Origin of the sequence: Actinomadura geliboluensis, assembly GCF_043197915.1 — a bacterium.
Lineage (GTDB): Bacteria > Actinomycetota > Actinomycetes > Streptosporangiales > Streptosporangiaceae > Spirillospora > Spirillospora geliboluensis.
Genome location: NZ_JBICUA010000002.1, coordinates 611881 through 636987, shown reverse-complemented (window position 1 = coordinate 636987; position 25107 = coordinate 611881). Strand labels below are relative to the sequence as shown.

Annotated in this window: 25 protein-coding genes; 13 read left to right on the top strand and 12 right to left on the bottom strand. The window is 72.4% G+C overall.

The window, feature by feature from the left end:
• The 3 genes from ACGFI1_RS08470 to ACGFI1_RS08460 form a co-directional block, all read right to left on the bottom strand.
• Positions 1-324 (bottom strand): hypothetical protein, encoded by a 324-nt coding sequence (locus ACGFI1_RS08470; protein ID WP_176195407.1) that lies wholly within the window; start codon positions 322-324, stop codon positions 1-3.
• Positions 321-1319, bottom strand: a complete 999-nt coding sequence (locus ACGFI1_RS08465) for a hypothetical protein (protein ID WP_392784147.1) — start codon at positions 1317-1319, stop codon at positions 321-323. The genes ACGFI1_RS08470 and ACGFI1_RS08465 overlap by 4 nt, the downstream gene beginning before the upstream one ends.
• Before the next feature lie 392 nt (positions 1320-1711).
• Positions 1712-1936 (bottom strand): hypothetical protein, encoded by a 225-nt coding sequence (locus tag ACGFI1_RS08460; protein ID WP_138642277.1) that lies wholly within the window; start codon positions 1934-1936, stop codon positions 1712-1714.
• A 146-nt stretch (positions 1937-2082) separates the two neighbouring features.
• Between ACGFI1_RS08460 and ACGFI1_RS08455 the strand changes: the two genes are divergently transcribed.
• From ACGFI1_RS08455 to ACGFI1_RS08435, 5 genes are all read left to right on the top strand, one after another.
• Positions 2083-2421 (top strand): TraR/DksA family transcriptional regulator, encoded by a 339-nt coding sequence (locus tag ACGFI1_RS08455; RefSeq protein ID WP_392784145.1) that lies wholly within the window; start codon positions 2083-2085, stop codon positions 2419-2421.
• Between the two features lie 122 nt (positions 2422-2543).
• A complete protein-coding gene (locus tag ACGFI1_RS08450) occupies positions 2544-2876 on the top strand; it encodes an ArsR/SmtB family transcription factor (RefSeq protein ID WP_364546902.1) in 333 nt (110 codons plus the stop codon).
• Positions 2873-3337, top strand: coding sequence for an SRPBCC domain-containing protein (locus ACGFI1_RS08445; protein WP_138642169.1), 465 nt, complete (start codon positions 2873-2875; stop codon positions 3335-3337). Before ACGFI1_RS08450 ends, ACGFI1_RS08445 begins: the two co-directional genes overlap by 4 nt.
• Complete coding sequence (locus ACGFI1_RS08440; RefSeq protein WP_392784143.1) at positions 3334-3960, top strand: dihydrofolate reductase family protein; 627 nt, start codon at positions 3334-3336, stop codon at positions 3958-3960. Before ACGFI1_RS08445 ends, ACGFI1_RS08440 begins: the two co-directional genes overlap by 4 nt.
• A 183-nt stretch (positions 3961-4143) precedes the next feature.
• Positions 4144-5934, top strand: coding sequence for a hypothetical protein (locus ACGFI1_RS08435; RefSeq protein ID WP_392784142.1), 1791 nt, complete (start codon positions 4144-4146; stop codon positions 5932-5934).
• Positions 5935-5952: 18 nt separating this feature from the next.
• Here ACGFI1_RS08435 and ACGFI1_RS08430 read toward each other — a convergent pair whose 3' ends face one another.
• Positions 5953-6915 carry a helix-turn-helix domain-containing protein gene (locus tag ACGFI1_RS08430; RefSeq protein ID WP_392732872.1) on the bottom strand — a complete coding sequence of 321 codons (963 nt, stop codon included), beginning with the start codon at positions 6913-6915 and terminating at the stop codon, positions 5953-5955.
• 102 nt (positions 6916-7017) lie between these two features.
• On the opposite strand from ACGFI1_RS08430, the gene ACGFI1_RS08425 reads away from it, so the two are divergent.
• Positions 7018-8046 carry a saccharopine dehydrogenase family protein gene (locus ACGFI1_RS08425; protein ID WP_392784141.1) on the top strand — a complete coding sequence of 343 codons (1029 nt, stop codon included), beginning with the start codon at positions 7018-7020 and terminating at the stop codon, positions 8044-8046.
• On the opposite strand, the gene ACGFI1_RS08420 is transcribed toward ACGFI1_RS08425, so the two are convergent.
• Positions 8040-8501, bottom strand: a complete 462-nt coding sequence (locus ACGFI1_RS08420) for a GNAT family N-acetyltransferase (RefSeq protein WP_386872544.1) — start codon at positions 8499-8501, stop codon at positions 8040-8042. The genes ACGFI1_RS08425 and ACGFI1_RS08420 overlap by 7 nt on opposite strands.
• A gap of 52 nt (positions 8502-8553) precedes the next feature.
• A complete protein-coding gene (locus ACGFI1_RS08415; RefSeq protein WP_392784139.1) occupies positions 8554-9441 on the bottom strand; it encodes a LysR family transcriptional regulator in 888 nt (295 codons plus the stop codon).
• Positions 9442-9560: 119 nt separating this feature from the next.
• On the opposite strand from ACGFI1_RS08415, the gene ACGFI1_RS08410 reads away from it, so the two are divergent.
• The 4 genes from ACGFI1_RS08410 (at position 9561) to ACGFI1_RS08395 (ending at position 13868) form a co-directional block, all read left to right on the top strand.
• A complete protein-coding gene (locus ACGFI1_RS08410) occupies positions 9561-10067 on the top strand; it encodes a nuclear transport factor 2 family protein (RefSeq protein ID WP_392784137.1) in 507 nt (168 codons plus the stop codon).
• An 83-nt stretch (positions 10068-10150) separates the two neighbouring features.
• Complete coding sequence (htpG, locus tag ACGFI1_RS08405; protein ID WP_392784135.1) at positions 10151-12034, top strand: molecular chaperone HtpG; 1884 nt, start codon at positions 10151-10153, stop codon at positions 12032-12034.
• Positions 12035-12102: 68 nt separating this feature from the next.
• Positions 12103-12765: a response regulator transcription factor gene (locus ACGFI1_RS08400; RefSeq protein WP_386872552.1), complete on the top strand. Its 663-nt coding sequence runs from the start codon at positions 12103-12105 to the stop codon at positions 12763-12765.
• The gene (locus ACGFI1_RS08395; protein ID WP_386872554.1) at positions 12762-13868 is read left to right on the top strand and encodes a sensor histidine kinase; all 1107 of its coding nucleotides are present in this window, start codon (positions 12762-12764) and stop codon (positions 13866-13868) included. Before ACGFI1_RS08400 ends, ACGFI1_RS08395 begins: the two co-directional genes overlap by 4 nt.
• Positions 13869-13890: 22 nt before the next feature.
• On the opposite strand, the gene ACGFI1_RS08390 is transcribed toward ACGFI1_RS08395, so the two are convergent.
• Together ACGFI1_RS08390 and ACGFI1_RS08385 are read right to left on the bottom strand one after the other, a co-directional pair.
• On the bottom strand, positions 13891-16203 hold the full coding sequence (locus tag ACGFI1_RS08390; RefSeq protein WP_392784132.1) for an ABC transporter permease: 2313 nt from the start codon (positions 16201-16203) through the stop codon (positions 13891-13893).
• A complete protein-coding gene (locus ACGFI1_RS08385) occupies positions 16188-16901 on the bottom strand; it encodes an ABC transporter ATP-binding protein (RefSeq protein ID WP_364546936.1) in 714 nt (237 codons plus the stop codon). Before ACGFI1_RS08385 ends, ACGFI1_RS08390 begins: the two co-directional genes overlap by 16 nt.
• 69 nt (positions 16902-16970) lie before the next feature.
• Here ACGFI1_RS08385 and ACGFI1_RS08380 point away from each other — a divergent pair, with 69 nt between their 5' ends.
• Entirely contained in the window at positions 16971-18344 is a 1374-nt protein-coding gene (locus ACGFI1_RS08380; RefSeq protein ID WP_392784130.1) for an FAD-binding oxidoreductase, read from the top strand.
• A 16-nt stretch (positions 18345-18360) separates the two neighbouring features.
• Positions 18361-19911 (top strand): acetolactate synthase large subunit, encoded by a 1551-nt coding sequence (locus ACGFI1_RS08375; protein ID WP_392784128.1) that lies wholly within the window; start codon positions 18361-18363, stop codon positions 19909-19911.
• Positions 19912-19928: 17 nt separating this feature from the next.
• On the opposite strand, the gene ACGFI1_RS08370 is transcribed toward ACGFI1_RS08375, so the two are convergent.
• The gene (locus ACGFI1_RS08370) at positions 19929-21071 is read right to left on the bottom strand and encodes an acyl-CoA dehydrogenase family protein (protein WP_364546945.1); all 1143 of its coding nucleotides are present in this window, start codon (positions 21069-21071) and stop codon (positions 19929-19931) included.
• A gap of 78 nt (positions 21072-21149) precedes the next feature.
• Between ACGFI1_RS08370 and ACGFI1_RS08365 the strand changes: the two genes are divergently transcribed.
• Positions 21150-21851 (top strand): MerR family transcriptional regulator, encoded by a 702-nt coding sequence (locus ACGFI1_RS08365; RefSeq protein WP_387069562.1) that lies wholly within the window; start codon positions 21150-21152, stop codon positions 21849-21851.
• A 78-nt stretch (positions 21852-21929) separates the two neighbouring features.
• Here the strand turns inward: ACGFI1_RS08365 and ACGFI1_RS08360 are convergent, their stop codons facing one another.
• The 3 genes from ACGFI1_RS08360 to ACGFI1_RS08350 form a co-directional block, all read right to left on the bottom strand.
• Entirely contained in the window at positions 21930-22880 is a 951-nt protein-coding gene (locus ACGFI1_RS08360; RefSeq protein ID WP_392784126.1) for a DUF1259 domain-containing protein, read from the bottom strand.
• A 135-nt stretch (positions 22881-23015) separates the two neighbouring features.
• Positions 23016-24608 (bottom strand): polyamine aminopropyltransferase, encoded by a 1593-nt coding sequence (locus tag ACGFI1_RS08355; protein ID WP_387069806.1) that lies wholly within the window; start codon positions 24606-24608, stop codon positions 23016-23018.
• 56 nt (positions 24609-24664) lie between these two features.
• Positions 24665-25105 carry a DUF350 domain-containing protein gene (locus tag ACGFI1_RS08350; RefSeq protein ID WP_364546955.1) on the bottom strand — a complete coding sequence of 147 codons (441 nt, stop codon included), beginning with the start codon at positions 25103-25105 and terminating at the stop codon, positions 24665-24667.
• Positions 25106-25107: the final 2 nt, after the last annotated feature.

Sequence of the window (25107 nt, the reverse complement as noted above, 5' to 3'; positions counted from 1 at the left end):
TCAGATATGCCACCCCTGCCGGATCTTCTTGACGTCCGCCACGTTCATCTCCTCGGCGTGCTCGTACGCTCGGCCCACCGTGTCGAGTTTGTGAGCGATCTCCTGGAAGACCTTGCCGGCCTGCCCGCCGACGTTCACGAGGGTCTGGTTCAGCGTCGCATATGTGGTGTCACATTCCGCTTTCTTGCCCAGGTACCCGAATCCCGAGGCCAGGTCCTTCATCGCGGCGACGTCCCGCGCGGCCTTCTCCATCACCTTGGCGGCGTTGCGCCAGTTATCGGCATCCTTGTGCAGATGCTTGAGGGCCACTTCCAGTTCGCTCATGTCATCTCCCGAAGTCCAGGAAGGCCGAAGCTCCGGAGGAGGTCCTCGAGTTCGCGGAGGACGGACCCCGCGCCGTCCTCTCCGCCCGCCGACGGCGCGCCCCGGTCCCGGCGCTCGGAATCGGCGAGGTCGTTGACCGCCTGGAAGGCCGTGGTGAATTCCGTACAGAGCCGACCGGGGTCGGCTTTCAGCAGCCAGCTCTTCTGGGTCGCGACCCCCGTGACCATCCCGTCCCTGACACTCAGGGTCACGCGGTGATTCGCACTCTGGACGGTCACGTCCTCTCGCGGGCGGGCCAGGGCCTCTTCCAACTCCACCAGTCTTCTGCTGGATTCCTCAAGGAGGCCGTTGATCTGTCGCAGCGCGGAATCGGGGTCGATGCCGGACGGAGGTACCCACGAGCCGAACGGCGTCTCGAGGCCGGGAGGCCGACGCCCGGCGGCGGGCTCCGCCTTTTCCGCATCGTCCAGACCGCGCGCCATCCTAGCCAGCATCGCGTCCGAAACCGCCTCCAGAACCGCCGAATCGAACATCTCGGCGGCCAAGGCGGCCTGCCACTTCCTGGTGAGACGGAAGCCGGTCACCCGCCCATGACCGGCCATCGTGACTTCGATGGTGCCGGTGTGGTCGGTACCCGTGGCTTCCAGCGAATCGTCCATCGCGGGCGCCAGCCCGGCCGCCGCCTCTCCGAGTTCGCCGATGACCTGCTCCAGGCCGGCGAAGACGTCGTCGTCCTTGGACTCACCCGCAGCCATGACCGTCGGCCGGACAGGTTCAGGTGCGGTCACCGGTTCGGCTTCTCGCACCGCCGCGGTCCCGGCCTCTCCACCTGGGCGATCATCATCACCGGAGTCGTCCCCCTGCTCGGCGGGCAGCGCGGTATTCGTCCCGGAAGGGCTCCTCTTGAGACGCGCGCTCAAGTCCTCCGCAGAGGTCGGCGCGTGTGGCACATCGCGATTGAGCAACTCGTCGAGGCGATTCCTCTCCCCCGCCACAGAGCCCCCATTTCAGTCAAGGTGAGACCACCCCCTGTGAATTGATTGGTCAAACTAGCACTCACCATTTGATGTGTCCACTAAGCCGGGTTCGTTTCCGGCATATCAGTCAACCGAAATAGGGTAATAGTGCCCAGGCATTTAACCACCGCCACGTCATGCCGGCCCGCTGCAGCGCACATTCCACGGTGACGGCTCCTGCCGAGACGGCGCCGGAGGGCGGGCACGGTCCGGCCGGCGCCACCATCGTTTTCGAGTGCGCCCGGCCACCGGGCGTATGACCGGTCAACTCGGCCGGATGCGCTGTTACTCCTGATCGCTCTGGGGACCAGGCGGTCGGCATGCGGCAGCCCGCCCGGGCGGTGATCGCCCGGGCGGGGTGCGGTGCCGCGTCAGAGCCGCTGCTTGAGCATCTCCTTGCCCTGCTCGGCGCCCTTGCGGCTCTCGCCCTGCGCCCGCCGGAAGAAGTCCGCCAGCTCGACGTCGCCGTCGCGCTCGGCGTCCTCGATGTAGGTGTCCAGCCTGAGGGCGTTGCTCAGGCACTGCTCCACGAACCAAGTGATGTTGTAGTCCTTGTCCTTGGTCCCGGTGACGTGGCCTGTCTCTTGAGCAGCCATGTTTCCTCCCCCAATAGCGCTTCGCTCCGCGCCTACCCCATATGTCCGCCTCTATGTAGACGAGCACCCGTTTCATCCCTCCCGGCCGCCGGGCCGGTCCGCCGCCGTCCCGGAATGGGGCGCGGCGCGGCGGGCGTTGAGGAGGGATGACCACGGCGGAAGAACGGCTGATCGCGGATCGCGACGCACTCCTGAAGCTCATGGCGTCGCTGCGCGTCGACTGGGACGGCGTCGTCGAGGCGTCGGCGCAGACCGGGGTGGACGACGAGCACGACCCCGAGGGCGCCACCATCGCCTTCGAACGCTCCCGGATCGAGTCGTCCCTGAGCAGGGCAGAGGCACAGCTGGCCGACATTGAGAGCGCGCTTGACCGGCTCCGCGACGGTACTTACGGCGCCTGCGAGCGCTGCGGCGGCCCGATCGGAGCGGACCGCCTGGCCGCGCGCCCCGCCGCCCGCACCTGCATCACCTGCGCCTCCGCCTGACTCGGACGGCGCAGGGCGTTCGAGCCGCCGGAGCGGTGGATGATCGCCCCTGGCAGCCACCCTGATGCGCCTCGATAGTTAGCCCTTGCGCTAACTGTTGGCCGCTGGTAATACTTAGCCGTATGGCACAGTATTCGGCGGAGTTGGACGGGGTGTTCGTGGCGCTCGCCGATCCGACGCGGCGGGCCGTGGTGCGGCGGCTCGGGGGTGGGCCGGTGAGCGTCGGGGATCTCGCGCGCGAGTTTCCGATGACGCTGCCGTCGTTCATGAAGCACGTGCGGACGCTCGAAGCGAGCGGGCTCATCCGGACGGCCAAGGCCGGGCGGGTGCGCACGTGCACGCTCAACCGGGAGCGGCTCGTCCTGCTGGACGAGTGGCTCGCGGAGCAGCGCCGGATCTGGGAGGAGCGCACCGACCGCCTCGAACAGTTCGTCACTGATGTGGAGGAGCAATGAACCCTGACCTTGATCTTGCGTTGGAGCGGGTCATCCGGGCGCCGCGCGCGGTCGTGTGGAGCGCATGGACGGATCCGGCGCGGCTTGAGCAGTGGTGGGTTCCTGCTCCCAGCCGGTGCCGGGTGGAGCGGCTCGAGCTGCGGGCCGGCGGGGCGTTCGTCACCCGGTTGAGCGACGGGGGCGAGTTCGGGCCGCACCTCGATGCCTGCTTCCTCGACGTCGAGGAGCAGCGGCGGATCGTGTTCACGAACGCGATCGACAGCACGTGGCGGCCCGCGCGGCCGGCGCCGGTCGCGATGACGGCGACGATCACGCTGGACGACCATCCGGACGGGACGGATTACCGGATGCTCGTCCGCCACGGGGACCCCGACGCCCGAGCCCGGCACGACAAGCTCGGCTTCGCCGACGGGTGGGGGACGGTCGCCGGGCAGCTCGCCGCACTGGTGGAGGGGTCGTGAAGGTCACTGTCACCGAGTTCGTCACGCTCGACGGGGTCTACCAGGGGCCCGGGTCGCCGGACGAGGACACCAGCGGCGGGTTCGCCCGTGGCGGGTGGCTCGTCCCGCACATGGACGGGACGTTCGTCCGGCGCGCGTCCGATTGGCTCGACCTCGCGGACGGGCTGCTCCTCGGGCGGCGCACCTACGAGGCGTTCGCGCGGGACTGGCCGCGGATCACCGACCCGGACGACCCGTTCGCCGAGCGGATGAACGCGCTGCCGAAGTATGTCGTGTCGAACACGCTGACCGAGGGGAGCTGGGGCCCTGCGACGGTGCTGAAGGGTGACGCCGGTGAGGCGGTCGCGGAGCTCAAGGCGCGGCCGGGGCGGGAGCTGCAGGTCCACGGGAGCGGACGTCTCGCGGACGCTCTCCTGGAGGCCGGCCTGGTCGACACGTTGCGGCTCGTTGTGGCGCCCACGGTGTTGCGGGCCGGGCGGCGGCTGCTGAGTGGTTCCGGGGATCCGGCCGGGCTGCGGCTCGTCCGGCATGAGGCGACGGCCAAGGGGCTGCTGCTGCTCGAATACGAGACGGCCGGGCGGGCGCTGCGGGCCGAGTACGAGGGCGTCGGCGCGCTCGTCTGAGGCGGGGGCAAGTGGTGCGCTTCCTTCGGGCAAACGCCCTCTGAGCAGGGTCAATGCGGTGGAGATTCTGCGATTCGGCAGAGCCAATGATCGTTGTCCGGGGCTGGCCGGGCGGCGCGGTGGCGGGAAAGCCTGACTCCCGGGCGGTCACGCTCCGTCACCGAACGTCCGGGAGGGACCCGCATGACGCAGACCATGGGCCGCCAGGCCGTCGAGTACACCGAGCGCGCCTGGCAGGACGGGGCCAGGCCCGGCCAGCAGGTGTGGGGGGCGCCGCCGCCGTTCGCGCCCGATCCGAGTGACTTCGTCCTGGACGGGCGCGGGGTGCCGCCGGACCGGCGGGACACCGTGCTGCGCCGCCTCGCCGCCTACCTCGCGGACCGCCGCGACCGGATGCTCGGCTACCAGGTCACCGAGGACATGGACGCCTACCAGCGGGACATCGGGCAGTTCCTCACCAGCCACATCAACAACATCGGCGACCCGTTCCAGGAGAGCGGCTACAAGGTCAACTCCAAGGTCGTCGAGCAGGCGGTGCTGTCGTACCTCGCGCGGCTGTGGCACGGCAAGCCCTACGACCCGCGGGACAAGGACTCGTGCTGGGGATACGTCCTGAGCATGGGCTCCACCGAGGGCAACATGTACGCCCTGTGGAACGCCCGCGACTACCTCTCCGGCAAGCGGCTGCTCGGTGAGGGCGAGGGCGCCGGCAAGCAGACCGCGGTGCGGTACACCACGCCGTCCGAGGCGCCGGAGAACCCGAACGCGTACTCGCCGGTGATCTTCTATTCGGAGGACACGCACTACTCGTTCGCCAAGGCCGTCCGGGTGCTGGACCTGCCGACGTTCAGCGAGATGGGGCGCGCGAAGTATCCCGACGACTGCCCGCTCGGCGGCCCCTGGCCGGACGAGGTGCCGTCCGCGCTGCCGTCCGACGGGAAGCCCGACGAGCAGTTCCCGTCGTTCGGGCCCGGGTCGGTGGACGTCGACAAGCTGGCGCAACTCGTCCGGTTCTTCGCGTCCAAGGGGCATCCGTGCATCGTCAGCCTGAACTTCGGCAGCACGTTCAAGGGCGCCTACGACGACGTGCGGGCCGTCTGCGACAAGCTGCTGCCGATCTTCGCCGAGTACGGGCTGCTGAAGCGCCGGGTGCCCTACGGGGAGGACGACCATGACGTCCGGCGCGGGTTCTGGATCCATGTGGACGGTGCCCTGGGCGCCGCGTACGTGCCGTTCCTGGCCAAGGCCGCGCACGATCCGCGCTACGAGTACGTGCCGGAGGTGCCCGTCCCCGAGTTCGACTTCGGGCTGACGTCCACGGCCCCGGGCTCGAACGAGGCGGTGGACATGGTGTCGTCCATCGTGGTCAGCGGGCACAAGTGGATGGGCGCGCCGTGGCCGTGCGGGGCGCTGATGACCAAGATCAAGTACCAGATGCAGCCGCCGGACGACCCGGAGTACATCGGCTCGCTGGACACCACGTTCGCCGGGTCCCGCAACGGCCTGTCCCCCATCGTGCTGTGGGACCACATCGCCCAGCACCCCGACGACCGGCAGATCGCGCTCAGCATGCACGCGCAGCGGTTGGCGTCCTACCTGGTCGAGAAGCTCAGGCGGCTGGAGCACCGGCTGGAGCCCGAGTTCGGGCCCGGCGCCCTCTGGATCGCCCGCACGCCGCTGGCGATCACGGTGCGGTTCCGCCGCCCGAACCCGGCGCTGGTGGCCAAGTGGTCGCTGTCGACCGTCACCATGCGGATGCGGCCCACCGATCGGGACCCGCGCCATCTCGCGCACATCTTCCTGATGTCGTCGGTGACGGAGGCGAAGATCGACGCGTTCGTGGCGGACCTGCACGCGCCCGACGCGTTCGACCTGAACGCCTCCCTGCCGATGGAGCTGGCCATGCCGACGGTGACGTTCGACGGCGAGAGCCTCAGCGGCGAGACCCCGTACGCGGAGCGCGGCTTCGCCTGATCGACGGGCGGCGGGGTCTCACGTCGCGGGCGTGAGACCCCCGGTCCGTGCGCGGAAGGTGCGGCGGTAGGTGTCCGGCGGGACGCCCACGGTGCGGTTGAAGTTGCGGCGCAGGGTGGTTGCGGTGCCCATGCCGGTGGACGCGGCGATGGCGTCGATGCCGTCGTCGGTGGTCTCCAGCAACTCCTGGGCGTGCCGGATCCGCTGGGTGAGCAGCCATTGCAGCGGCGTGGTACCGGTGACGGCGCGGAAGTGGCGGGTCAGGTGGCGGGCGCTCATCCGCGCCTGGCGGGCCAGGTCCTCGACGGTGAGCGGCTGGTCGAGGCGTTCGAGCGCCCAGGGGAACAGGGCGGCGAGCGGGTGGTCGTCCGGGGCGGGCACAGGGGTGGTGACGAACTGGGCCTGGCCGCCGTCGCGGTGCGGCGGGACGACCAGGCGGCGGGCGACCGTGTTCGCGATCGCGGAGCCGTGGTCGAGGCGGACGAGGTGCAGGCACAGGTCCATCGCGGCGGCCTTGCCCGCCGAGGTGAGCACGGTGCCGTTGTCGACGTAGAGGACGTCCGGGTCCACGTCCACCCGGGGGTGGCGGGCGGCGAGGTCGGCGGTGTGCGCCCAGTGGGTGGTCGCGCGCCTGCCGTCCAGCAGTCCGGCGGCGGCCAGCACGAACGCGCCCGTGCACAGCGAGGCGACGCGCGCGCCCGCCTCGTGGGCCGCGCGCACCGCGTCGACGAGGTCGGCGGGCGGCTCGACGTCGGTGTCCGCCCAGCCCGGGACGATCACGGTGTCGGCGTGCCGGAGCCGGTCGAGGCCGTGGTCGGGCTCCAGCCGGAACCGTCCGACCCGGACGGCGCCGGAGCCGCAGACGGTCAGGTCGTACCAGGGGACGGTGACGCCGGCGGGGGCGGCGGCGAACACCTCGTGCGCCAGCGACAGCTCGAAGTGCAGCATGCCGTCGGTGACGGCCAGCGCGACCGATCTCATGTCCGGAATTGTACGGGTCATGGCGTTCCAGACACTCACAGTCGGATGACCGTCCTCGCCAGGATGGTTCCGACAGACCGGGACGAGGACGAAGGAGACCCCATGGGATCGGGGCAGCTGGTGGCGGTGTACGGCGCTTACGGGCACACCGGGCGGTTCGTGGTGGCGGAGCTGCGGGAGCGCGGGTTCGTCCCGGTCCTGTCCGGCCGCGACGCGGGCAAGCTGGAGAAGGCGGCGGCCGAGACCGGCCTGGAGGCGCGTCCCGCGTCGGTGGACGACCCGGGCGCGCTCGACCGCGCGCTCGCCGGCGTGGCGGCCGTGGTCAACTGCGCCGGCCCGTTCGCCGTGACGGCCGCCCCGGTGATCGAGGCGGCCCTGCGCGCCGGGATCCCGTACGTGGACGTCGCGGCCGAGATCGAGGCCAACGCCGACACGTTCGCCCGGTTCGCCGACCGCGCCCGCGTGGCCGGAGCCGTGGTCGTCCCCGCGATGGCCTTCTACGGCGGCCTCGGCGACCTGCTCGCCACCGCCGCCATGGGCGACTGGACGGCGGCCGACGAGGCGCACGTCGCCTACGGGCTGAGCGGCTGGCACCCGACCGCCGGGACGCGCGCGGCGGGCGCGGTCTCGCACGCGCGGCGGGACGGCCGGCGCGTCCGCTACGCGAACGGGCGGCTGGAGTACCGCCGCGACGACCCGCCCGCGCTGGAGTGGGCGTTCCCCGCGCCGATGGGGCCCCGGGACGTCATCGGGGAGTTCACGATGGCCGACGTCGTGACCGTCCCCAGCCACCTGGCGATCCCCGAGGTGACCACCTACATGACGGTCGAGGCGGCGCGGGACATGGCGAACCCCGACACCCCGGCGCCCGTCGCGGCCGACGAGAACGGGCGGTCGGCGCAGACGTTCCTCGTCGACGTGGTCGTGCGCTCCGGCGGCCGTGAGCGGCGCGCCGTGGCGACGGGCCGCGACATCTACGCCGTCACCGCGCCGCTGGCGGTGGAGGCGGTCGCGCGAGTCCTCACCGGGCGGACCCGGACCACCGGCGTCGCCTCCGCCGGGGAGATGTTCGACGCCGCCGACTTCCTCCGCGCGCTCGCCCCGCACATCTCCCTTGAGCTGGATCAGTAGCCGAGCGCTTTGGTCATGAAGACGCTGTTCGGGTCGGGGCGGTAGTCGGCGAAGGGCTCGCAGTAGGCGAAGCCGAACTTCTCGTAGAGCCTGCGCGCGGGGAGGAAGAACTCGTCCGCGCCGGTCTCCAGGCTCAGCCGGGTGAAGCCCCTCCGCTCGGCCTCGGCGATGATGTGCGCGAGCAGCCCGGACGCGATGCCGCTCCGCTTGCGCGCCGCCGACGTGCGCATCGACTTCAGTTCGGCGTGGGAGACGTCCAGGCTCTTGAGCGCGCCGCAGCCCACGACGGCGTCGCCGTCCAGCGCCGTCCAGAAGGTGACGTCGGGCTTGCGCAGCGCTTCGAGGTCGAGGGCGTGGACGCTCTCCGGCGGCGTGACGGCCCGCATCTCGCGGAGGTGCTCGGCCAGGAACTCCGCGACCCGCGGCCCGGTCAGGTCGTCAACGACGATTCTCATCTCGCGTTCTCCTCGCCGCCGGAGATGTCGTACCGGGCCATTCTTGCGTGCGTCAGTCAAGGAGGTCTTGGGCGGCCTCGGCGAAGGCGCGGACGCGGGCGGTCTCGCCGCCGGTCCGCCACAGCAGGCCCCAGTCGATGGGCGGGGCGTCGTCGAAGGGGACGTAGGCGATGTCGGGGCGGGCGTGGTAGCGCCTGACGTGCGCGCCGACCGGGAAGACGCCCGCGCCCGCGCCGATGAGGGCGAGCATCTCGCCGAACGTCGCGACCGCCGGGCCGGGCACGATCGGACGCCCGGACGGCGTGGCGGCCGGGCTGCGGTCATGGCGGAGGGACGCGGACACGGTGTCGGGGTACCGCAGGACGGCGACCCGGGCCAGATCCTCCACGGAGACCGACGTCCGGCGCGCGAAGGGGTGCCCGGCGGGGACGGCGAGCATCCGCGCCTCCGACACCAGCACGGGACCGGCGGCGATGCCGGGCTCGTCGACGGGGAGGCACCCGAGGCCGATGTCGATCTCACCGTCGCGCAGCCAGGGCACGAGGTCGCCGGGCCGCGCTTCGCGGAGCCGGACGTCGGTGCCGGGCAGGCGGCGGCGGAAGAGCTCGGCGGCCCCGGCCAGCAGTTGCCCGCCCGCGGCGTCGGTGAAGGCCGCGTGGAGCAGACCGGTCAGCCCGCGCCCGGTCTCCATGACCTCCTCGAACGCGGCGGTGACCCGCTCCCAGGCGGGGCGCAGGTCGTCGTACAGCCGCCGTCCCGCCGGGGTCAGCTCGACGCGGCGGCTCGTGCGGTCGAACAGCGCCACCCCGGCGCGGCGCTCCAGCTTGGCGATCGTCTGGCTGATCCGGGAGGTGGAGACGCGCAGCCGTCCGGCCGTCCGGCCGAAGTGCAGTTCCTCGGCGAGGGTGAGGAAGGACTCGATCTCGTGCCGCTCCAGCATGCGGCCCCTCCTCATCGTTAATTCACGCTTCACGATCGTTGCACAGGGCCGCGTTGATCGGCCGTCCGGCCCCGCGAAGAGTGGAGAGGTTCCTTCCTCTGACGTGCACGGGAGCAGACATGTACGTGATCGACCAGCAGGCGATGGCGGCCGCGGACGGCGACACCGACGCCGTGGTGCGGGAGCTGCGGGACCGGACCGAGATCGTGGACGCGCTCTACCGGTTCGCCCTCGGCCAGGACCTCAAGGACGCCGCGCTGTTCGCCTCCGCCTTCGCCGCCGACGCCGAACTCGACTTCCGTCCGGCGGCGGCCCGCTGGGGCGGGAACCCGCCGCTGATGGTGGGACGGGACACGATCGTCACCACCATCCTCGACTCGTTCACCGGCCGGGTGGACACCACCCACCAGGTCACCAACCCGCGCATCGCCGTAGACGGCGACACCGCGCGGCTCACCGCCCTGGTGGAGGCGCAGCACCTGCTCAGCGCGGACCACTCCACGTTCGCCCTCCTGAAGAACCCCTACGACGTCGAACTGGTCCGGGACGGGCGGCGCTGGGTCGTGCGGCGGATGCGCATCGACAACACCTGGTACCGCGGCGACCCCGCCGCGATCTTCGGGTGACGCTCCGGCGGAATGGTTGACCGGGTCGGGCGGCATTCCTATTCTGATGGGTTGTCCGAAAGGCGTTGACCAGGAGGGAAACGGTGACTCTGCCGGCGGAGGAGACGTTCGGCTTCCAGGCCGAGGCGGCCCAGATCCTCGATCTGATGGCCAATTCGCTCTACAGCGACAAGGAGATATTCCTCCGCGAGCTGATCTCCAATGCGTCCGACGCGATCGACCGGTTCCGGATCGAGCGGTACGCACACCCGGAGACCGCCGAGACGGAACCGGACGGGCCGGAAGCGGACGGCGAGCCGCGGATCCGGGTCTCCTTCGACAAGGACGCCCGCACGATCACCGTCGCCGACGACGGCATCGGGATGAGCCGGCAGGAGGTCATCGACAACATCGGCACGATCGCCCGGTCCGGCACCGCGGAGTTCCTCCGCGCGCGCAGCGGCGACGGGCGCGGCGACACGGCGCTGATCGGGCAGTTCGGCGTCGGCTTCTACGCCGCGTTCATCGTCGCGGACCGGGTGACGCTGACGACCCGCCGCGCCGGGCTGCCGGCGGCGGAGGGCGTGCGCTGGTCGTCGGAGGGCAAGGGCGGGTACACGCTGGAGCCCGTGGAGCGCGCCGAGCGCGGCACGACGATCGTCCTGCACCTGCGCGAGGGCGAGGACGAGCTGCTCAGCGAGTACCGGCTGCGTTCCATCATCAAGCGGTACTCCGACCACATCGGCCGCCCGATCCTGCTGGGCGACGACGACACCCCGGTCAACCAGGCCACGGCCCTGTGGGCGCGTCCGAAAAGCGAGCTGAAGCAGCAGGACTACAACGACTTCTACCGCCAGCTCACGAACGATTTCGCCGACCCGCTCGCGTACGTCCACGCGAAGGTCGAGGGGCGGTTCGAGTACACGCTGCTGCTGTTCGTCCCGTCGCAGGCCCCGTACGACCTGTGGCTCGCGCAGGCGATCCAGGGCGTGCGGCTCCACGTGCAGCGCGTCTTCATCCTGGAGGACACCGACCGGCTGATGCCGCGGTACCTGCGGTTCGTGCGCGGCGTCATCGACTCCGCCGACCTGCCGCTGAACGTCTCCCGGGAGATCCTCCAGGGCGGCCAGGCCATGGACCACATCCGGTCGAGCGCGGTCAAGCGGGTGCTCCGGCTGCTCAAGGACATGGCCGACGGCGAGCCCGAGAAGTACGCGGCCTTCTGGAAGGAGTTCGGCGCCACCCTGAAGGAGGGGATCCCCGAGGACCCCGCCCACCGGGACGACATCGCGGCGCTCCTGCGGTTCACCACCACCACCGGCGGCGACGGCGTCTCGCTCGCCGACTACACGTCCCGCATGAAGGACGGCCAGGACAAGATCTACTACCTGCTGGCCCCCGGCATGTCGGACGCCGCGTCCAGCCCGCACCTGGAGGCGTTCCGGGAGAAGGGCATCGAGGTGCTGCTGCTGGACGACGCCGTGGACACCTTCGTGGTCACCGCCCTGCCGGAGTTCGACGGGAAGCGGCTGCAGTCGGTCGCGCAGGGCGCGCCCGACTTCGGCGGCCTGGAGGACGAGGCCGACAAGGAGGCCGCCGAGCAGGCCGGAGCCGACTACGCCGACCTCCTCGGCAAGCTCAAGGAGCACCTGGACGGCAGGGCCGTGGACGTGCGCGTGACCAGCCGCCTCACCACCTCCCCCGCCTGCATCGTCGGGGACGGGCCGGAGAACGACTTCACCCTCGCGCAGCGGATGCGCGGGTCGGGCCTGCCGAGCCGGCCGGTCCTGGAGATCAACCCGCGGCATCCGCTGGTCGAGCGGCTCAACGGCGGGCAGGACGACCCGCGCCTGGCCGACTGGGCGCACCTCCTGTTCGACCAGGCCGTCCTCACCTGCGGCGCCCGCATCGACGAGCCGGGCGCGTTCGTCGGCCGCCTCAACGACCTCCTCGTGTCCCTGACGACGGAGGCGCCCGAGACGACCTAGCCGTCCGAACCGCCCGAGCCGTCCGGACGTTAACCGCGGCCTTATCGGGGGTCTGCGGGAATGGGACGATGCGGATTCTCGTGGCCGAGGACGAGCGGTTCCTGGCCGATCTGGTCGCCGAGGGGCTGCGGAAGCGGGCGATGGCCGTCGACGTCGCCTACGACGGGGACGGGGCCCTGGAGCGGCTCGCGGTCAACGACTACGACGTGCTCGTCCTCGACCGCGACCTGCCGCGCGTCCACGGCGACGAGATCTGCCGTGAGCTGGCGCAGCGGGGCGCGGCCGTCCGCATCCTGATGCTGACGGCGTCGGGCGCGGTGCACGAGCGGGTCGACGGGCTGAACCTCGGGGCCGACGACTACCTCGCCAAGCCGTTCGCGTTCGACGAGCTGGCGGCGCGGGTCAAGGCGCTCGCGCGGCGGAACGCCCCGCCGCTGCCGCCGGTGCTGGAGCACGCCGGGATCACCCTGGACACGGCGCGCCGGGAGGTGTTCCGGGACGGGCGCCCGGTGCCGCTGTCCCGCAAGGAGTACGCGGTGCTGGAGGTGCTGATGCAGGCGCGCGGCACGGTCGTCAGCACGGAGGCTCTGCTGGAGCGGGCCTGGGACGAGCACACCGACCCGTTCACGACGGTGGTGAAGGTGACGATGAGCAAGCTGCGCGCCAAGCTCGGCGGGCCGCCCGTCATCGTGACCGTGCCGGGAAGCGGGTACCGGCTGTGCGGCCGATGACCGTCCGGGCGCGGATGACGCTCCTGTACGGCGGGCTCTTCACCGTCATCACGCTGGGCGTGCTGGGCGCGGTGCTGTGGATCCAGACGCGGATCGTGAACGACCGGGTGCAGGACGTCCCGTTCCCGGCCGATCCGATCGCGTCCGGAGAGGTGCGCGGTCCGGTCGACGGCCGGAAGCGGGTCATCGGGCAGGAGCAGTTCCAGGAGAGCCTGGTCGGGTCGCAGCAGCTCGTCATCCTGACCGCCATCGCGGTGATCGTGGTGCTGGCGTTCGCGGTGTCGTGGTGGCTCACCGGGCGGCTGCTGCGGCCGCTGCACCGCATCACCGGCACCGCGCGCCGGCTGTCGCTGTCCACCCTGCACGAGCGGATCGCGCTGGACGGTCCGCGCGACGAGCTGAGGCAGCTCGCCGACACCTTCGACGCGATGCTCGACCGGCTGGAGCGGGCGGCCGACAGCCAGCGCCGGTTCGTCGCCAACGTCTCGCACGAGCTGCGCACGCCGCTCGCCGTCCAGCGGACCGCGATCGAGGTGGGGCTGGCCGACCCGTCGCCGGAGCGGCTCGCCGTGGTGCGGGCGGAGATGCTGCGCAACACGCGGCGGTCGGAGCGGCTGATCGAGGGGCTGCTCGTCCTGGCGCAGGGCGAGCGCGGGCTCGACCGGCGCGACCCGGTCGATCTGGCGGCGGTCGCCGGGCAGGTCGCCGGGGAGAACCTCGCGTCCGCCGAGCGCGCCGGGGTCACCGTCACCGCCGACACGCTGCCCGTCACCGTCGCCGGGGACGAGGTGCTGCTCGCCCGCATGGTCGCCAACCTGGTGCAGAACGCGATCCGCCACAACCATCGCGGCGGGACCGTCCGGGTGGAGCTGCGCGACGGGGAGCTGACCGTCGCGAACACCGGGCCGCACGTCCCGCCGGACGAGGTGGACGGGCTGTTCGAGCCGTTCCGGCGGCTGGTCGGCGAGCGGACGGGCTCGGACGGCGGCGCAGGGCTCGGGCTGTCGATCGTCGCCGCCATCGTCCAGGCCCACGGCGGGACGGTGACGGCCACGGCCAACCCGGACGGCGGGCTGACCGTGGCCGTCGCCTTCCCCTCCTGAGCCCCTCCTGACCGCCTCCTGATCACTCGCTGCGGAGCACGGTGGCGGTGCGGGTCGCGGCGGCCCGCCCGGCGGGCGCCCACGCGCCGAGGACGGCGGCGAGCACCCCGGCGCAGGCCGGCGGCAGCAGCAGCGTCCAGCCGTAGACGTGGATCCACGCCGCCGCCATCCCGCTGCTGAGCATCTCTCCGGTGAGCATGACGACACCGTGGTGGGCCAGGACGCCCAGCGGGGCCCCGAGCGCGCCCGCGACGACCCCCAGCGCGGCCATGGACGTCACCATCATGAGGACGACCTGCCGCGGCGCCATCCCCACGGCCTTCAGGACGCCCAGATCCCGGCTCCGTTCCCGGGCGTTCAGCAGCACGCTGTTGAGGACGCCCAGCGCCGCCGCCGTGCAGATGATCAGCGAGAACAGCACGAACAGGCCGTCGAAGACCGCGCGGCCGCCGAGGTCGGGCTCGGTGGGCTCGGCGAACAGGCCGCTGGAGGCCCCGGCCGTGTTGATGCGCTCGGCGTAGGCGGCCGGGTCCGTCCCCGGCGTCACGATCACCGCGTACGGGCGCGGTTCGGGCCCCTCCCGGACGTTCGGGAGGCTCGCGGCGTCGAGCATCAGCCGGGTGGTGTCGGAGTGCGCGAAGGAGCCGACGATGCGCACGGCGGCCTTCGTACCGTCCGCCTGGAGGGTGAGGGTGTCGCCCACGTCCAGGTCGTGGAGCCGCAGGAACGCCTCCGTCACCACCAGCTCGCCGCGTCCCGTGAACCAGCGCCCGCGGACGAGACTGTCGCCGAGGAACGGGCGGTAGTCGCCGCTGTAGGTCTCGGCGACCAGCCCCGACGGGAGCCCGGCGACCCTCACGGGCTGCGGACGGAACGACATCACGTGGGCGGTGCCCGGCTGCGCCTTCAGCAGCGCCGTCACCTGCACCTGGGACAGGTTCGCCGATCCCTGGTGGTGCGGGTCGACGCCCACGTTGACGGACGTGTGCCCCTCGGTGTCCGCCGTGAGGATCATCGAGACCGTCTGGTGGAGGCCGAACCCCATGGTCACCGCCGTCACGCCGAGGCAGAGGCCCGCGAGGGTGAGCGCCGACCTGGCGGGCCGGGCGACGGGCAGGCTCAGCCCGAGGCCGACCGGGACGGGCAGCCGGGTGCGGGCCAGCCACCGCTGCGCCCGCCGGCCCCGTCCGCCGCGCGACACGGTCCCGGCGCTGATCGCCTGAGCCGCCGGGAGCCGACCGGCCCGCAGCGCGGGGACGAGCGCGGCCAGGGCGACGAGCGCGAGGACGCAACCGCCCGCCAGGACGTCCAGCAGGAGGCCGGTGCCGCCCGCGGACGGCAGCTCGAACCCGGCGGCCAGGTCGCCCGCGACCCGCGCGGCGAGCAGGTGCCCGGCCGCCAGGCCCGCCGCGCAGCCGAGCAGCGCGGGCGGCGCGATCATCCCGAGGTACACGCCGACCACCTGCGCCGGGGTGAAGCCGATCGCCTTCAGCACGCCGATGCGCCGGAAGCCCGCGACGACCGCGCCGCTGACCACGTTGCCGATGATGAACACCGCGACGGCCATGGCGAGCGCCCCGAAGACCGTGATGAACGGGATCAGCTCGTTGAAGTCCTCCTCGAACGCCTTCTCGGTCTCCAGGTAGGACGCATGGTCCCGCATCGTCAGCCCGGCCGTCGCCGTGGCCAGGCTCTGCCGGAGCTCGGACGCGTCGCCCGCGCGGTCGAACCGGTAGAGCATCTGCAGGCCGTCCGGGCGGAGGGCGCTGATCTGGGCGGGCGTCACCCAGCCGTCCGCCCCGCCCGTCACCGACCTGGCGAAGCCCACGATCTTGAGCGGCGGCAGCCCCGGCGACGCGACGGTGCCGCCGAGCCTCACGGGGCCTCCCGGCCCACCCCGCAGCACGATCTCGCCGGGGGCGCGGACCCACCGTCCCGAGGTGATCGTCAGCTTGTCCACCGGGCCGCCGGGGTCGGCGCGGCCCGCGACGAGGAGGCCGTCGCCGCCGACGCGCCGCGGGCCCGTCCCCGGCCCCGGCGGCAGCACGGCCGTCCGGAACGGGCCGGCCGCAGCGGCGACCCCGGACGCCCGCGCGGTCGCCGCGACCCGGTCGGCGGTCACCGCTCCGGCGTCATAGGTCACGGCCGCGTGCGCGCCGCGCGCCTGCGCGAACGCGTCGGCGAACAGCGAGTTCGACGCACTGAGCAGGCCGAGCCCGAACACGAGCGTCGCCGTGGACAGCGCGACGACGACCGCGATGCTGACCGCCTGCACCCGGCGGCGCCGCACCCCCGCGCGCGACGCCGCCCACACGGCGCTCAGCGGGCGGCCCACGGCTCGCTCCTCTCCAGCGCGGCCTCGCGGACGATCCGGCCGTCCCGGAACTCCACCAGCCGGGTCGCGCAGCGGGTCGCGAGCGCCTCGTCGTGGGTGACCAGCAGCAGCGTCTGGCCGCGCCGGTTGAGGTCGAGGAGCAGGCCCGCGACCTGCTCGCCGGTGCCGCTGTCGAGGGCGCCGGTCGGCTCGTCCGCGAGCAGAAGCGCGGGACGGTTCATCAGCGCGCGCGCCACGCCGACGCGCTGCCGCTCCCCGCCGCTCAGCACCGCCGGGTAGGCGTCCCGGCGGGCGGCGATGCCGAGTTCGTCCAGCAGTTCCACCGCCCGCGCCCGCGCCTTGCGGCCGGGGACGCCCGCGAGCCGCCCGGCCAGCGCGACGTTCTCCAGCACGGGCAGGTCGTCGAGCAGGTTGAAGAACTGGAAGACCATCCCGATCCGGCGGCGCCGGTACCGCGCCAGCGCGGCCTCGCCCATCCCGGTGAGGTCCTCGCCGTTCACCTCCACCGTCCCGGACGTCGGGCGGTCCAGGCCCGCGACCATGTTGAGCAGCGTCGACTTGCCGCTGCCGGACGGCCCCATCACCGCGACGGACTCGCCCGCGCCGATCTCCAGGTCCACCCCGTCCAGCGCGGCGACCCCACCGAATGCCTTGCGCACGGAGCCGAGCCGTACGACCGTTTCGTCAAGTGCGTTCACGCGGCAAACCTGGCAGCCGCGAGGTTTCCGCGAGGTGAGCGCCGGAACCTTTCCCGGTGGGAGGGAAGCATGGCGGATGTCCGGACGGCGCTGAGCGAGGCGGTCGGCGACGAGCATGTCCTGTCGGGCGAGGCGGTGCCCCTGGACTACGGGCGGGACGAGTCGCTGGGCGTCGCCCCGGTGCCGCCCGACTGGCTGGTGCGGCCGGCGGACGCCGCGCAGGTCGCGGCGGTGCTGCGGGTCGCCACCGCGCACCGGCTCCCGGTCACGGCGCGCGGCTCCGGGACGGGCCTGTCGGGCGCCGCCGTGCCGCGTCCCGGCGGGCTGGTCGTGTCGTTCGAGCGGATGAACCGCATCCTGGAGATCGACACCGGCGGGCAGGTCGCGGTGGTTCAGCCCGGCGTCACCCTCGCCGAACTCGACGAGGCGACCGCCGCCGAGGGCCTCGTCTACCCGATCTTCCCCGGCGAGGGCGGCGCCAGCATCGGCGGGACGGTCGCGACGAACGCGGGCGGCATGCACGCGGTGAAGGAGGGCGTGACCCGGCACCACGTCCTCGGCCTGGAGGCGGTGCTCCCCACCGGCGAGGTGATCCGGACGGGCGGCCGGTACGTGAAGACGTCCACCGGCTACGACCTGACGCAGCTCATCGTGGGGTCGGAGGGCACCCTGGCCCTCGTCACGGAGGTGACGCTGCGGCTGCGGCCCCGGCTGCCGCACCGTGCCGGGGTGCTCGCGCCGTTCCCCGGCACCGAGTCGGTCACCGCGGCCGTGCCCCGGCTGACCGGCGGCGGCCTCGACCCGCTCGTGCTGGAGTACGTGGACCTCATCGCGATGGCGGCGATCACGCAGAACGCCGGGCTGGACCTCGGGGTGCCGGAGAGCGTCCGCGCCGCCGCCGGCGCCTACCTGCTGGTCGTGCTGGAGAACCGGTCGGCGGAGCGGCTGGACGAGGACGTCCAGACGCTCGGGGAGGAGCTGGCCGCGCTGGGCGCCGCCGACGCCTACGTCCTGCGCGGCGAGCCCCTCAAGAAGCTGGTCACGGCTCGCGAGAAGGCGTTCTGGGCGGCGCGGAACGCCGGCGCCAACGCGATCGTGGACGCCGTCGTGCCGCGCGCCGCGCTCGCCCGGTTCTTCGAGGCCGTCCCCGCCATCGCCGGGCGCCACGGCGCGCTGATCGGCGGCTGCGGGCACGCGGGCGACGGCAACGTCCACCTGTCGGTGTTCCAGCCGGACGAGGAGGCGCTGACGCAGGTCATGGACGAGTTGCTCGCGGCAGCCGCCGACCTCGGTGGGACGATCAGCGGGGAGCACGGCATCGGCCGCGAGAAGATCCGCCACTTCCGCGCCCTGGAGGATCCGGCGAAGGTGGACCTGATGCGGCGGATCAAGAGATCCTTCGATCCGGACGGGATACTCAATCCGGGTGTCCTGTTCGGCTGACTCTTAGGAGGGGCGTATGAACGGCGCGCAGGCCATGGTGGGCACACTGGCGGACGCCGGTGTCGGCGTCTGGTTCGCGAATCCGGGAACGTCCGAGCTGCACCTCGTCGCGGCGCTGGACGCCGAGCCGCGCGCCCGGGGCGTGCTGTGCCTGTTCGAGGGCGTCGCGACGGGCGCCGCCGACGGGTACGGGCGGATGGCCGCCGACCCGGCCGCCGTGCTGCTGCACCTCGGGCCGGGGCTCGGCAACGGGCTCGCCAACCTGCACAACGCGCGGCGCGCCGGAACGCCGATCGTCAACATCATCGGCGACCACGCCACCGGCCACCAGCAGTACGACGCGCCGCTCCAGTCCGACATCGCGGCCGTGGCCGGGTCGGTGTCGGCCTGGCTGGGGCGGCCGGTGAGCGCGGCGGAGGCCGGGAAGGCCGCGGCCGAGGCGGTCACGGCGGCGCGGGCGGGCGGCGTCGCCACGCTGATCGTGCCGTCCGACGTCGCCTGGTCGGACGGCGGCGCCACGGCGGCGGCGTCCCCCGCCCCTCCCCCGGAGCCGGTGCCGGGCGGCACGGTGGACCGGGCGGCGGCCGCGCTGACCGGCGGCGAGCCGTGCGTCCTGCTGATCGGCGGGGACGCGGCCCGGCGCGACGGGCTGGAGGCCGCCGGGCGCATCGCGGCGGCGACCGGGGCGCGGGTGATGTGCGAGACGTTCCCGGCGCGGCTGGAGCGCGGCGCCGGCGTCACGGCGGTGGAGCGGCTGGCCTACCTGGGCGAGATGGCGGCGGCGCAGCTGGCGGGCGTCCGGCACATCGTGCTCGCGGGCGCGCGCCGTCCCGTGACGTTCTTCGCCTACCCCGACCTTCCCGGCGACCTGGTGCCGGACGGCTGCCAGGTGCACGACCTCGGCGCCGACGCGACCGGGGCGCTCACCGGGCTCGCCGACGCGATCGCGAAGGAGGCGCGCCCGGCCGTGCAGGTCGCGGCGCGGCCGGAGCTGCCGTCGGGGGCGCTGACCGGGGAGACCGCCGCCGCCGTCATCGGCGCGCTGCTGCCCGAGGGCGCGATCGTGTCGGACGAGGCGAACACGTCCGGGCTGTGGCTGCCCGGCGCGACGGCGGGCGCGCCGCCGCACGACTGGCTGTCGCTGACCGGCGGCGCGATCGGGCAGGGCCTGCCGGTCGCGACCGGCGCCGCGATCGCCTGCCCGGACCGCCCGGTCGTCTGCCTGGAGGCCGACGGAAGCGCCATGTACACGCTGTCGGCGCTGTGGACGCAGGCCAGGGAGGGCCTCGACGTCACGACCGTCGTGTTCAACAACGGCGCCTACGCGATCCTGTCGATGGAGACGACGCGGGTCGGCGCCGTCCCGGCCCCGCCGGAGGAGGGCACCATCACCCGCGACATGGTCGACCTGTCGCGGCCCGCGCTCGACTTCGTCGCGCTGGCGTCCGGGATGGGCGTCCCGGCGTCGCGCGCGCACACGGCCGAGGAGTTCGCGGCCCAGTTCGGCAAGGCGCTCGCCGAACCGGGCCCGCACCTCATCGAAGCGGTGGTGCCCCCGCTGGGCTGAGCCGGGCCGGCCGCCGGTCAGACGCCGAGGCCGCGCCCGATGATCTCCTTCATGATCTCGGTGGTGCCGCCGAAGATCGTCTGGATGCGGACGTCCTGGTACGCCTTCGCGATCGGGTACTCGGTCATGTACCCGTACCCGCCGTGGAGCTGGACGCAGCGGTCGACGACCCGCTTGAGCAGCTCGGTGTTCCACCACTTGAGCATGGCGGCCTCGTCGGCGGTCAGCTCGCCCTTGCTCTCCTTGAGGATGCACTCGTCGGTGAAGGAGCGGGCGATCGTCAGCTCCGTCTTCATCTCGGCGAGCGTGAAGCGGTTGTGCTGGAACTTGCCGATCGGGCGGCCGAACGCCTCGCGGGTCTTGCAGTACTCGAGGGTCTGCTCGAAGGCGTCCTCGGCGGCGGCCATCGCGGTCGCGCCGATGGACAGCCGCTCCCGGGCGAGGTTGGTCATCAGGTAGATGAAGCCCATGCCCTCCTCGCCGAGGAGGTTCGCCTTCGGGACGCGGACGTTGTCGAAGAACAGCTCGGCGGTGTCCTGCGCGTGCATGCCGACCTTGTCGAGGTTGCGGCCGCGCTCGAAGCCCGCCATGCCGCGCTCGACGACGAGGAGGCTGACGCCCTTCGCCCCGGCGGCCGGGTCGGTCTTCGCGACGACGATGACGAGGTCGGCGAGGATGCCGTTGGAGATGAACGTCTTCGACCCGTTGAGGACGTAGTCGTCGCCGTCCTTGACGGCGGTGGTCTTGATGCCCTGCAGGTCGGACCCGGCGGCGGGCTCGGTCATCGCGATCGCGGTGATGATCTCACCGGAGCAGTAGCCGGGGAACCACCGCTGCCGCTGCTCGTCCGTGCAGAGCTGGCGCAGGTAGCCGCCGTTGATGTCGTTGTGGACGGCGAAGCCCGGCCCGTGGATGCCGGCCTTCGCCAGCTCCTCGTTGAAGATGACGTAGTACCGGTAGTCGTCGTTGCCGCCGCCCCCGTACTCCTCCGGCATGTCGATGCCGAGCAGGCCCGCGCGGCCGGCCGCCAGCCACACCTCGCGCGAGACGATCCCGTCCTTCTCCCACTGCTCGTGGTGCGGCGCCGCCTCCTTGGCGATGAAGGAGCGCACCATGTCGCGGAAGGCCTCGTGCTCCTCGGTGTAGATGTCCCGTCCCATCCGGCGGTCTCCCTCAAGTAAGCGCGTGCTGATACACGATTAATGTAACACTGGTGCTGTCACATAGAGGGAGGCGGGATGGAGCTCACCGTCGACGAGCTGGCCTCGCGTGCCGGGGTCACCGTCCGCACCGTCCGGTTCTACGCCGGGCGCGGCCTGCTCCCCCCGCCCCGCCTGCGCGGACGCACCGGCCTCTACGGTCCCGACCACCTCGCGCGGCTCGAACTCGTCCGGGAGCTCCAGTCGCTCGGGCTCACCCTCGCCTCCATCGAGAAGCACCTCAAGAAGATCCCCCTGGACGCCCCCGCCGAAGACCTCGCGCTCCAGCGCGCGCTGCTGTCGCCCTGGGCGCCGGAACGTCCGGAGGACCTCGACCGCCACGAGCTCGACCGGCGGGCCGGGCGCCATCTCGACGACGCGACGATCAAGCGGCTGGCGGCGCTCGGCGTCGTCGAGCGGGTGTCGGAGGACGTCGTCCGGGTCGTCAGCCCCGCGCTGCTCGGGATCAGCGCCGAGCTGGCCGCGCTGCCGATGCCGCTGGACACCCTGATCGCGTCCCATGAGGCCGTCGACCGGCACACGACCGCGCTGGCCGCCGAGCTCCAGCAGGTCTTCCAGGACACCGTCGTCCGGCCCTACCGGGAGGGCGGGCGGGCGCCGCAGGAGCGCGAGCAGCTCATGGAGATGGCGGGGAAGCTCAAGCCGCTGATGATCCAGTCGCTGGTGACGTCGTTCCAGCGGGCCGTGGACAAGGCCATCCGCCGGTCCGTCCCGGACTGACCCGCCCGGCGCGACGAAGCCGGCCCGCGGCCTGGACGGCTGCGGGCCGGCCTGCCCGTCGTCCCCGACGATCCGGGATCAGGCGCGCTGGGCGGCGGTGTGGTCGAGCCCCTCGCGGACCTGGCGAGCGAGGGTGATCGGGTCGCCGACCTTGAACATGTGGGAGAAGAACAGCTGAGGCTGCTCCGCGGTCTCCTGGTTGTAGAGGCATCCGACCTCCCAGCGGTGGCGGCGCATGGTCCTCATGACCGGCTGCACCTCCCCGGAGGTCATCGAGAAGTCGGGCACCACGGCCGCCATCCCCTTGCCGACCGGCTGGAACTGCACGCTGGTGGACACGCCCAGGTCCGGGTCGATGCGGATGCCGCCGAGGCGGATCTTGTCGGTGCGCCGCACCGTCACGGTGACGATCCCGTTCTCGCCGACCATGGCGTCCCCGCCCAGGATCTTGCCCAGCCGCTTCGCCGGAAGCGGGGTCCGGGGGTGCTTCGGCAGGGTCTGCGGCAGCGGGGTGGACGTGTTGCGGCGGATGACGTCGTGGATGGCCCCGGCCAGCTTGAGCGGGTCGCCCACCGCCCGGAAGTGCAGGAACCAGACCATCGGCTCGAGGTCGTAGAGGTGCTGGTGCTGGGCCTGGAAGATGATGCCGTGGGCGAGATAGCCGTCGATGACCCGCTGGATCTCCTGCGGGCGCAGCGCCAGATCGCCGTTCATGATCGCCTTGTTCCGGCCGATCGACTGGAAGTACACCTCGTGCTGGATCTGGAAGCCGTTCTCGAACCGCACCCGCGGCTTGCCGCCGGTGACCTTCAGGTCCGAGCGATCGATGTCGATCTCGAGGACACCGCTCTTGCTCACGGTCCCCTCGGCCTGCATGATCCTCTCGATCTTCTTGACCGGGAGCCGCCCGGCCCCCGGCGCGGCGCCGGCCGGTACGCCCGCCGCGGTCAGTCCCACGATGAGCGGGACGAACGCCAGGATGCCGCACCACGCCCTGCGCCGCGCGCCACCTGTCAGGAAACCTGTCACTGAATCCTCCTTCGGGTCTCGCTTCGCCCCCTTCCCGGAGCCCGACCGCAGAAAGGCCGGAGAGTAGTCAAGTGTTTACGGGAAGTAGTCAAGCTCCGACGTGGCGGACCATGCCGCCCATCGGAGCCGGCCTGCTCAGGAGTTCTTCCACTCCTCGCCCTCGTACTCGACGAGGCGCGGGTGGACGAGCGTGTTGACCTCGACGTCGCGGCCGCGGCGGTCCTTCGGGAACACCGTCGCCGCCTGGAGCACGGAGCCGTCGAGGAAGCGCAGGCCGCCGGGGACGTCCGGCGCGAGCCGCAGCGCGGGCGGCTCCCTCCCGGCGGACGCGAGCACGAAGCCCCAGTCGCCGAAGCTCGGCACGTCCACGTGGTACGGGTTCACCGCGAACCCGGCCGCCGCGATCGACTTCTCGATGCTCCAGAACGACTTGGGCGCGAAGTACGGCGACCCCGACTGGACGACCATCCGCCCGCCCGGCGCGAGGGCCCGCTTCACCATCCCGTAGAACTCGACCGAGTACAGCTTGGCCGTGGACACGTCGTCGGGGTCGGGCATGTCCACGATGACCGCGTCGAACTGCTCGCGCAGGCCGCGCAGCCACGAGAACGCGTCGGCGGCGACCGTCCGCACGCGCGGGTCCTCGAACGAGCGGTGGTTCAGCGACACGATCGGCCGGTAGGTGCGCGCGAGGTGCAGCATCTCCGGGTCGAGCTCGACCAGCGTCGCGCTGCGGACGTCCTTGTAGCGCAGCACCTCGCGCAGCGCCAGCCCGTCCCCGCCGCCGAGGACCAGCACCCTGCCGTGCGGCCCCGACATCACCGGGTGGACGAGCGACTCGTGGTACCGGTACTCGTCCACCGACGAGAACTGCAGGTCGCCGTTGAGGAACAGCCGCAGGTCGGACGGCCCCAGCCCGGCCTGCCGGGTGATCACGATCTCCTGGTACTTCGTGCGCTTGGAGACCGCGATCGGGTCGCTGTACAGCGCCTGCCGCGCCGACACCTCGAAACCGTCCGCGAGGGCGTACGTCCCGCCGAGGACGGCGAGGACCGCGACCATGCCGAGCGCCAGCGCGCCCCGCGCGACGCGTCCGATGTCGCGGCGGAACAGCCACAGCACGACCGCCATCCCGGCGACCGCGTTCACGACCCCGACCAGCAGCGCGCCCTTGATGTGGCCGAACGCCGGCAGCAGCAGGAACGGGAACGCGAGCCCGCCGACCAGCGCGCCCACGTAGTCGGCGGCGAACAGGTCCGCGACCGCCGACCCCGCGTCCTGCTTGCGGATCCGCTGCAGCAGCGTCATCAGCAGCGGGATCTCCGCGCCGATCAGCGCGCCGACCGCGAACGCCACCACCACCAGCGCCGGGACGTACAGGTCGAGCCACGCGAACGCCGCGTACAGCGCGAGCACCGACACCCCGCCGATCAGCGCGAGCGCGCCCTCCACGACCGCGAACGCGACGACCGCGCGGCCCTGCAGCGGCTTCGCCGCGAGCGACCCGACGCCCATCGCGAACACCATCACCGACAGGACGATCGACGCCTGCGTGACGGAGTTGCCGACCAGGTAGCTGCCGAGCGCGACCAGCGCCAGCTCGTACACCAGCCCGCACGCCGCGCACGTGAACACCGCCGCGAGGACGAGGGTGCGGGCCAGCCGTGCGGATACGCGCGACCGCCCCGGCCCGTCCGCCGGAGCGGGCGCCGGGGCGGCTTCCTCCAGGTCGGCTCGCTCCAGGTCGGACTGGTCAGGGGCTGCCTGGCCCAGGTCGCGGGACGTCAGGAGACCGCCCCGGCCACGATCGCGGCGACGCCGAGGTCCGCGGCGGCGACGACCCAGCCCGCCGGGTGGATGGCGGTGCCGCCGCTGTCGGCGTTCACCAGGGTCGCGCCGAGCTTGCCCGGCGTGGTCACGTCCAGCAGGAAGTACGCGACGATCATCAGCACGATGCCGCACGCGCCGAACACGGCCGTGTCGATCAGGCCCTCGGACAGGTCGCTGTCGCTGGTGACGATCGCGGTGGTGACGATCGCGCCGATGCCGAGGAGCTTGGCCGCCAGCAGCAGCGCGGCGCCGCGGTTGCCCTCGGTCCAGATCTGCTTGCCGAGCCGGCCGGGCGTCGTCACCTCCACCACCAGGTAGCCGAGCGCCATCAGCGCGATGCCGACCGCGCCGTAGGCGAACGTGGCGCCGATCTCCTGAAGGATGTCGTCGTTCATCT

What these genes read in the sequence shown, in the direction of transcription:
- ACGFI1_RS08470 (WP_176195407.1), bottom strand. Translation starts at nt 324, where the DNA reads ATGAGCGAACTGGAAGTGGCCCTCAAGCATCTGCACAAGGATGCCGAT.
- ACGFI1_RS08460 (WP_138642277.1), bottom strand. Translation starts at nt 1,936, where the DNA reads ATGGCTGCTCAAGAGACAGGCCACGTCACCGGGACCAAGGACAAGGAC.
- ACGFI1_RS08455 (WP_392784145.1), top strand. Translation starts at nt 2,083, where the DNA reads ATGACCACGGCGGAAGAACGGCTGATCGCGGATCGCGACGCACTCCTG.
- ACGFI1_RS08450 (WP_364546902.1), top strand. Translation starts at nt 2,544, where the DNA reads ATGGCACAGTATTCGGCGGAGTTGGACGGGGTGTTCGTGGCGCTCGCC.
- ACGFI1_RS08445 (WP_138642169.1), top strand. Translation starts at nt 2,873, where the DNA reads ATGAACCCTGACCTTGATCTTGCGTTGGAGCGGGTCATCCGGGCGCCG.
- ACGFI1_RS08435 (WP_392784142.1), top strand. Translation starts at nt 4,144, where the DNA reads ATGACGCAGACCATGGGCCGCCAGGCCGTCGAGTACACCGAGCGCGCC.
- ACGFI1_RS08430 (WP_392732872.1), bottom strand. Translation starts at nt 6,915, where the DNA reads ATGAGATCGGTCGCGCTGGCCGTCACCGACGGCATGCTGCACTTCGAG.
- ACGFI1_RS08425 (WP_392784141.1), top strand. Translation starts at nt 7,018, where the DNA reads ATGGGATCGGGGCAGCTGGTGGCGGTGTACGGCGCTTACGGGCACACC.
- ACGFI1_RS08420 (WP_386872544.1), bottom strand. Translation starts at nt 8,501, where the DNA reads ATGAGAATCGTCGTTGACGACCTGACCGGGCCGCGGGTCGCGGAGTTC.
- ACGFI1_RS08415 (WP_392784139.1), bottom strand. Translation starts at nt 9,441, where the DNA reads ATGCTGGAGCGGCACGAGATCGAGTCCTTCCTCACCCTCGCCGAGGAA.
- ACGFI1_RS08410 (WP_392784137.1), top strand. Translation starts at nt 9,561, where the DNA reads ATGTACGTGATCGACCAGCAGGCGATGGCGGCCGCGGACGGCGACACC.
- ACGFI1_RS08400 (WP_386872552.1), top strand. Translation starts at nt 12,103, where the DNA reads ATGCGGATTCTCGTGGCCGAGGACGAGCGGTTCCTGGCCGATCTGGTC.
- ACGFI1_RS08395 (WP_386872554.1), top strand. Translation starts at nt 12,762, where the DNA reads ATGACCGTCCGGGCGCGGATGACGCTCCTGTACGGCGGGCTCTTCACC.
- ACGFI1_RS08380 (WP_392784130.1), top strand. Translation starts at nt 16,971, where the DNA reads ATGGCGGATGTCCGGACGGCGCTGAGCGAGGCGGTCGGCGACGAGCAT.
- ACGFI1_RS08375 (WP_392784128.1), top strand. Translation starts at nt 18,361, where the DNA reads ATGAACGGCGCGCAGGCCATGGTGGGCACACTGGCGGACGCCGGTGTC.
- ACGFI1_RS08370 (WP_364546945.1), bottom strand. Translation starts at nt 21,071, where the DNA reads ATGGGACGGGACATCTACACCGAGGAGCACGAGGCCTTCCGCGACATG.
- ACGFI1_RS08365 (WP_387069562.1), top strand. Translation starts at nt 21,150, where the DNA reads ATGGAGCTCACCGTCGACGAGCTGGCCTCGCGTGCCGGGGTCACCGTC.
- ACGFI1_RS08350 (WP_364546955.1), bottom strand. Translation starts at nt 25,105, where the DNA reads ATGAACGACGACATCCTTCAGGAGATCGGCGCCACGTTCGCCTACGGC.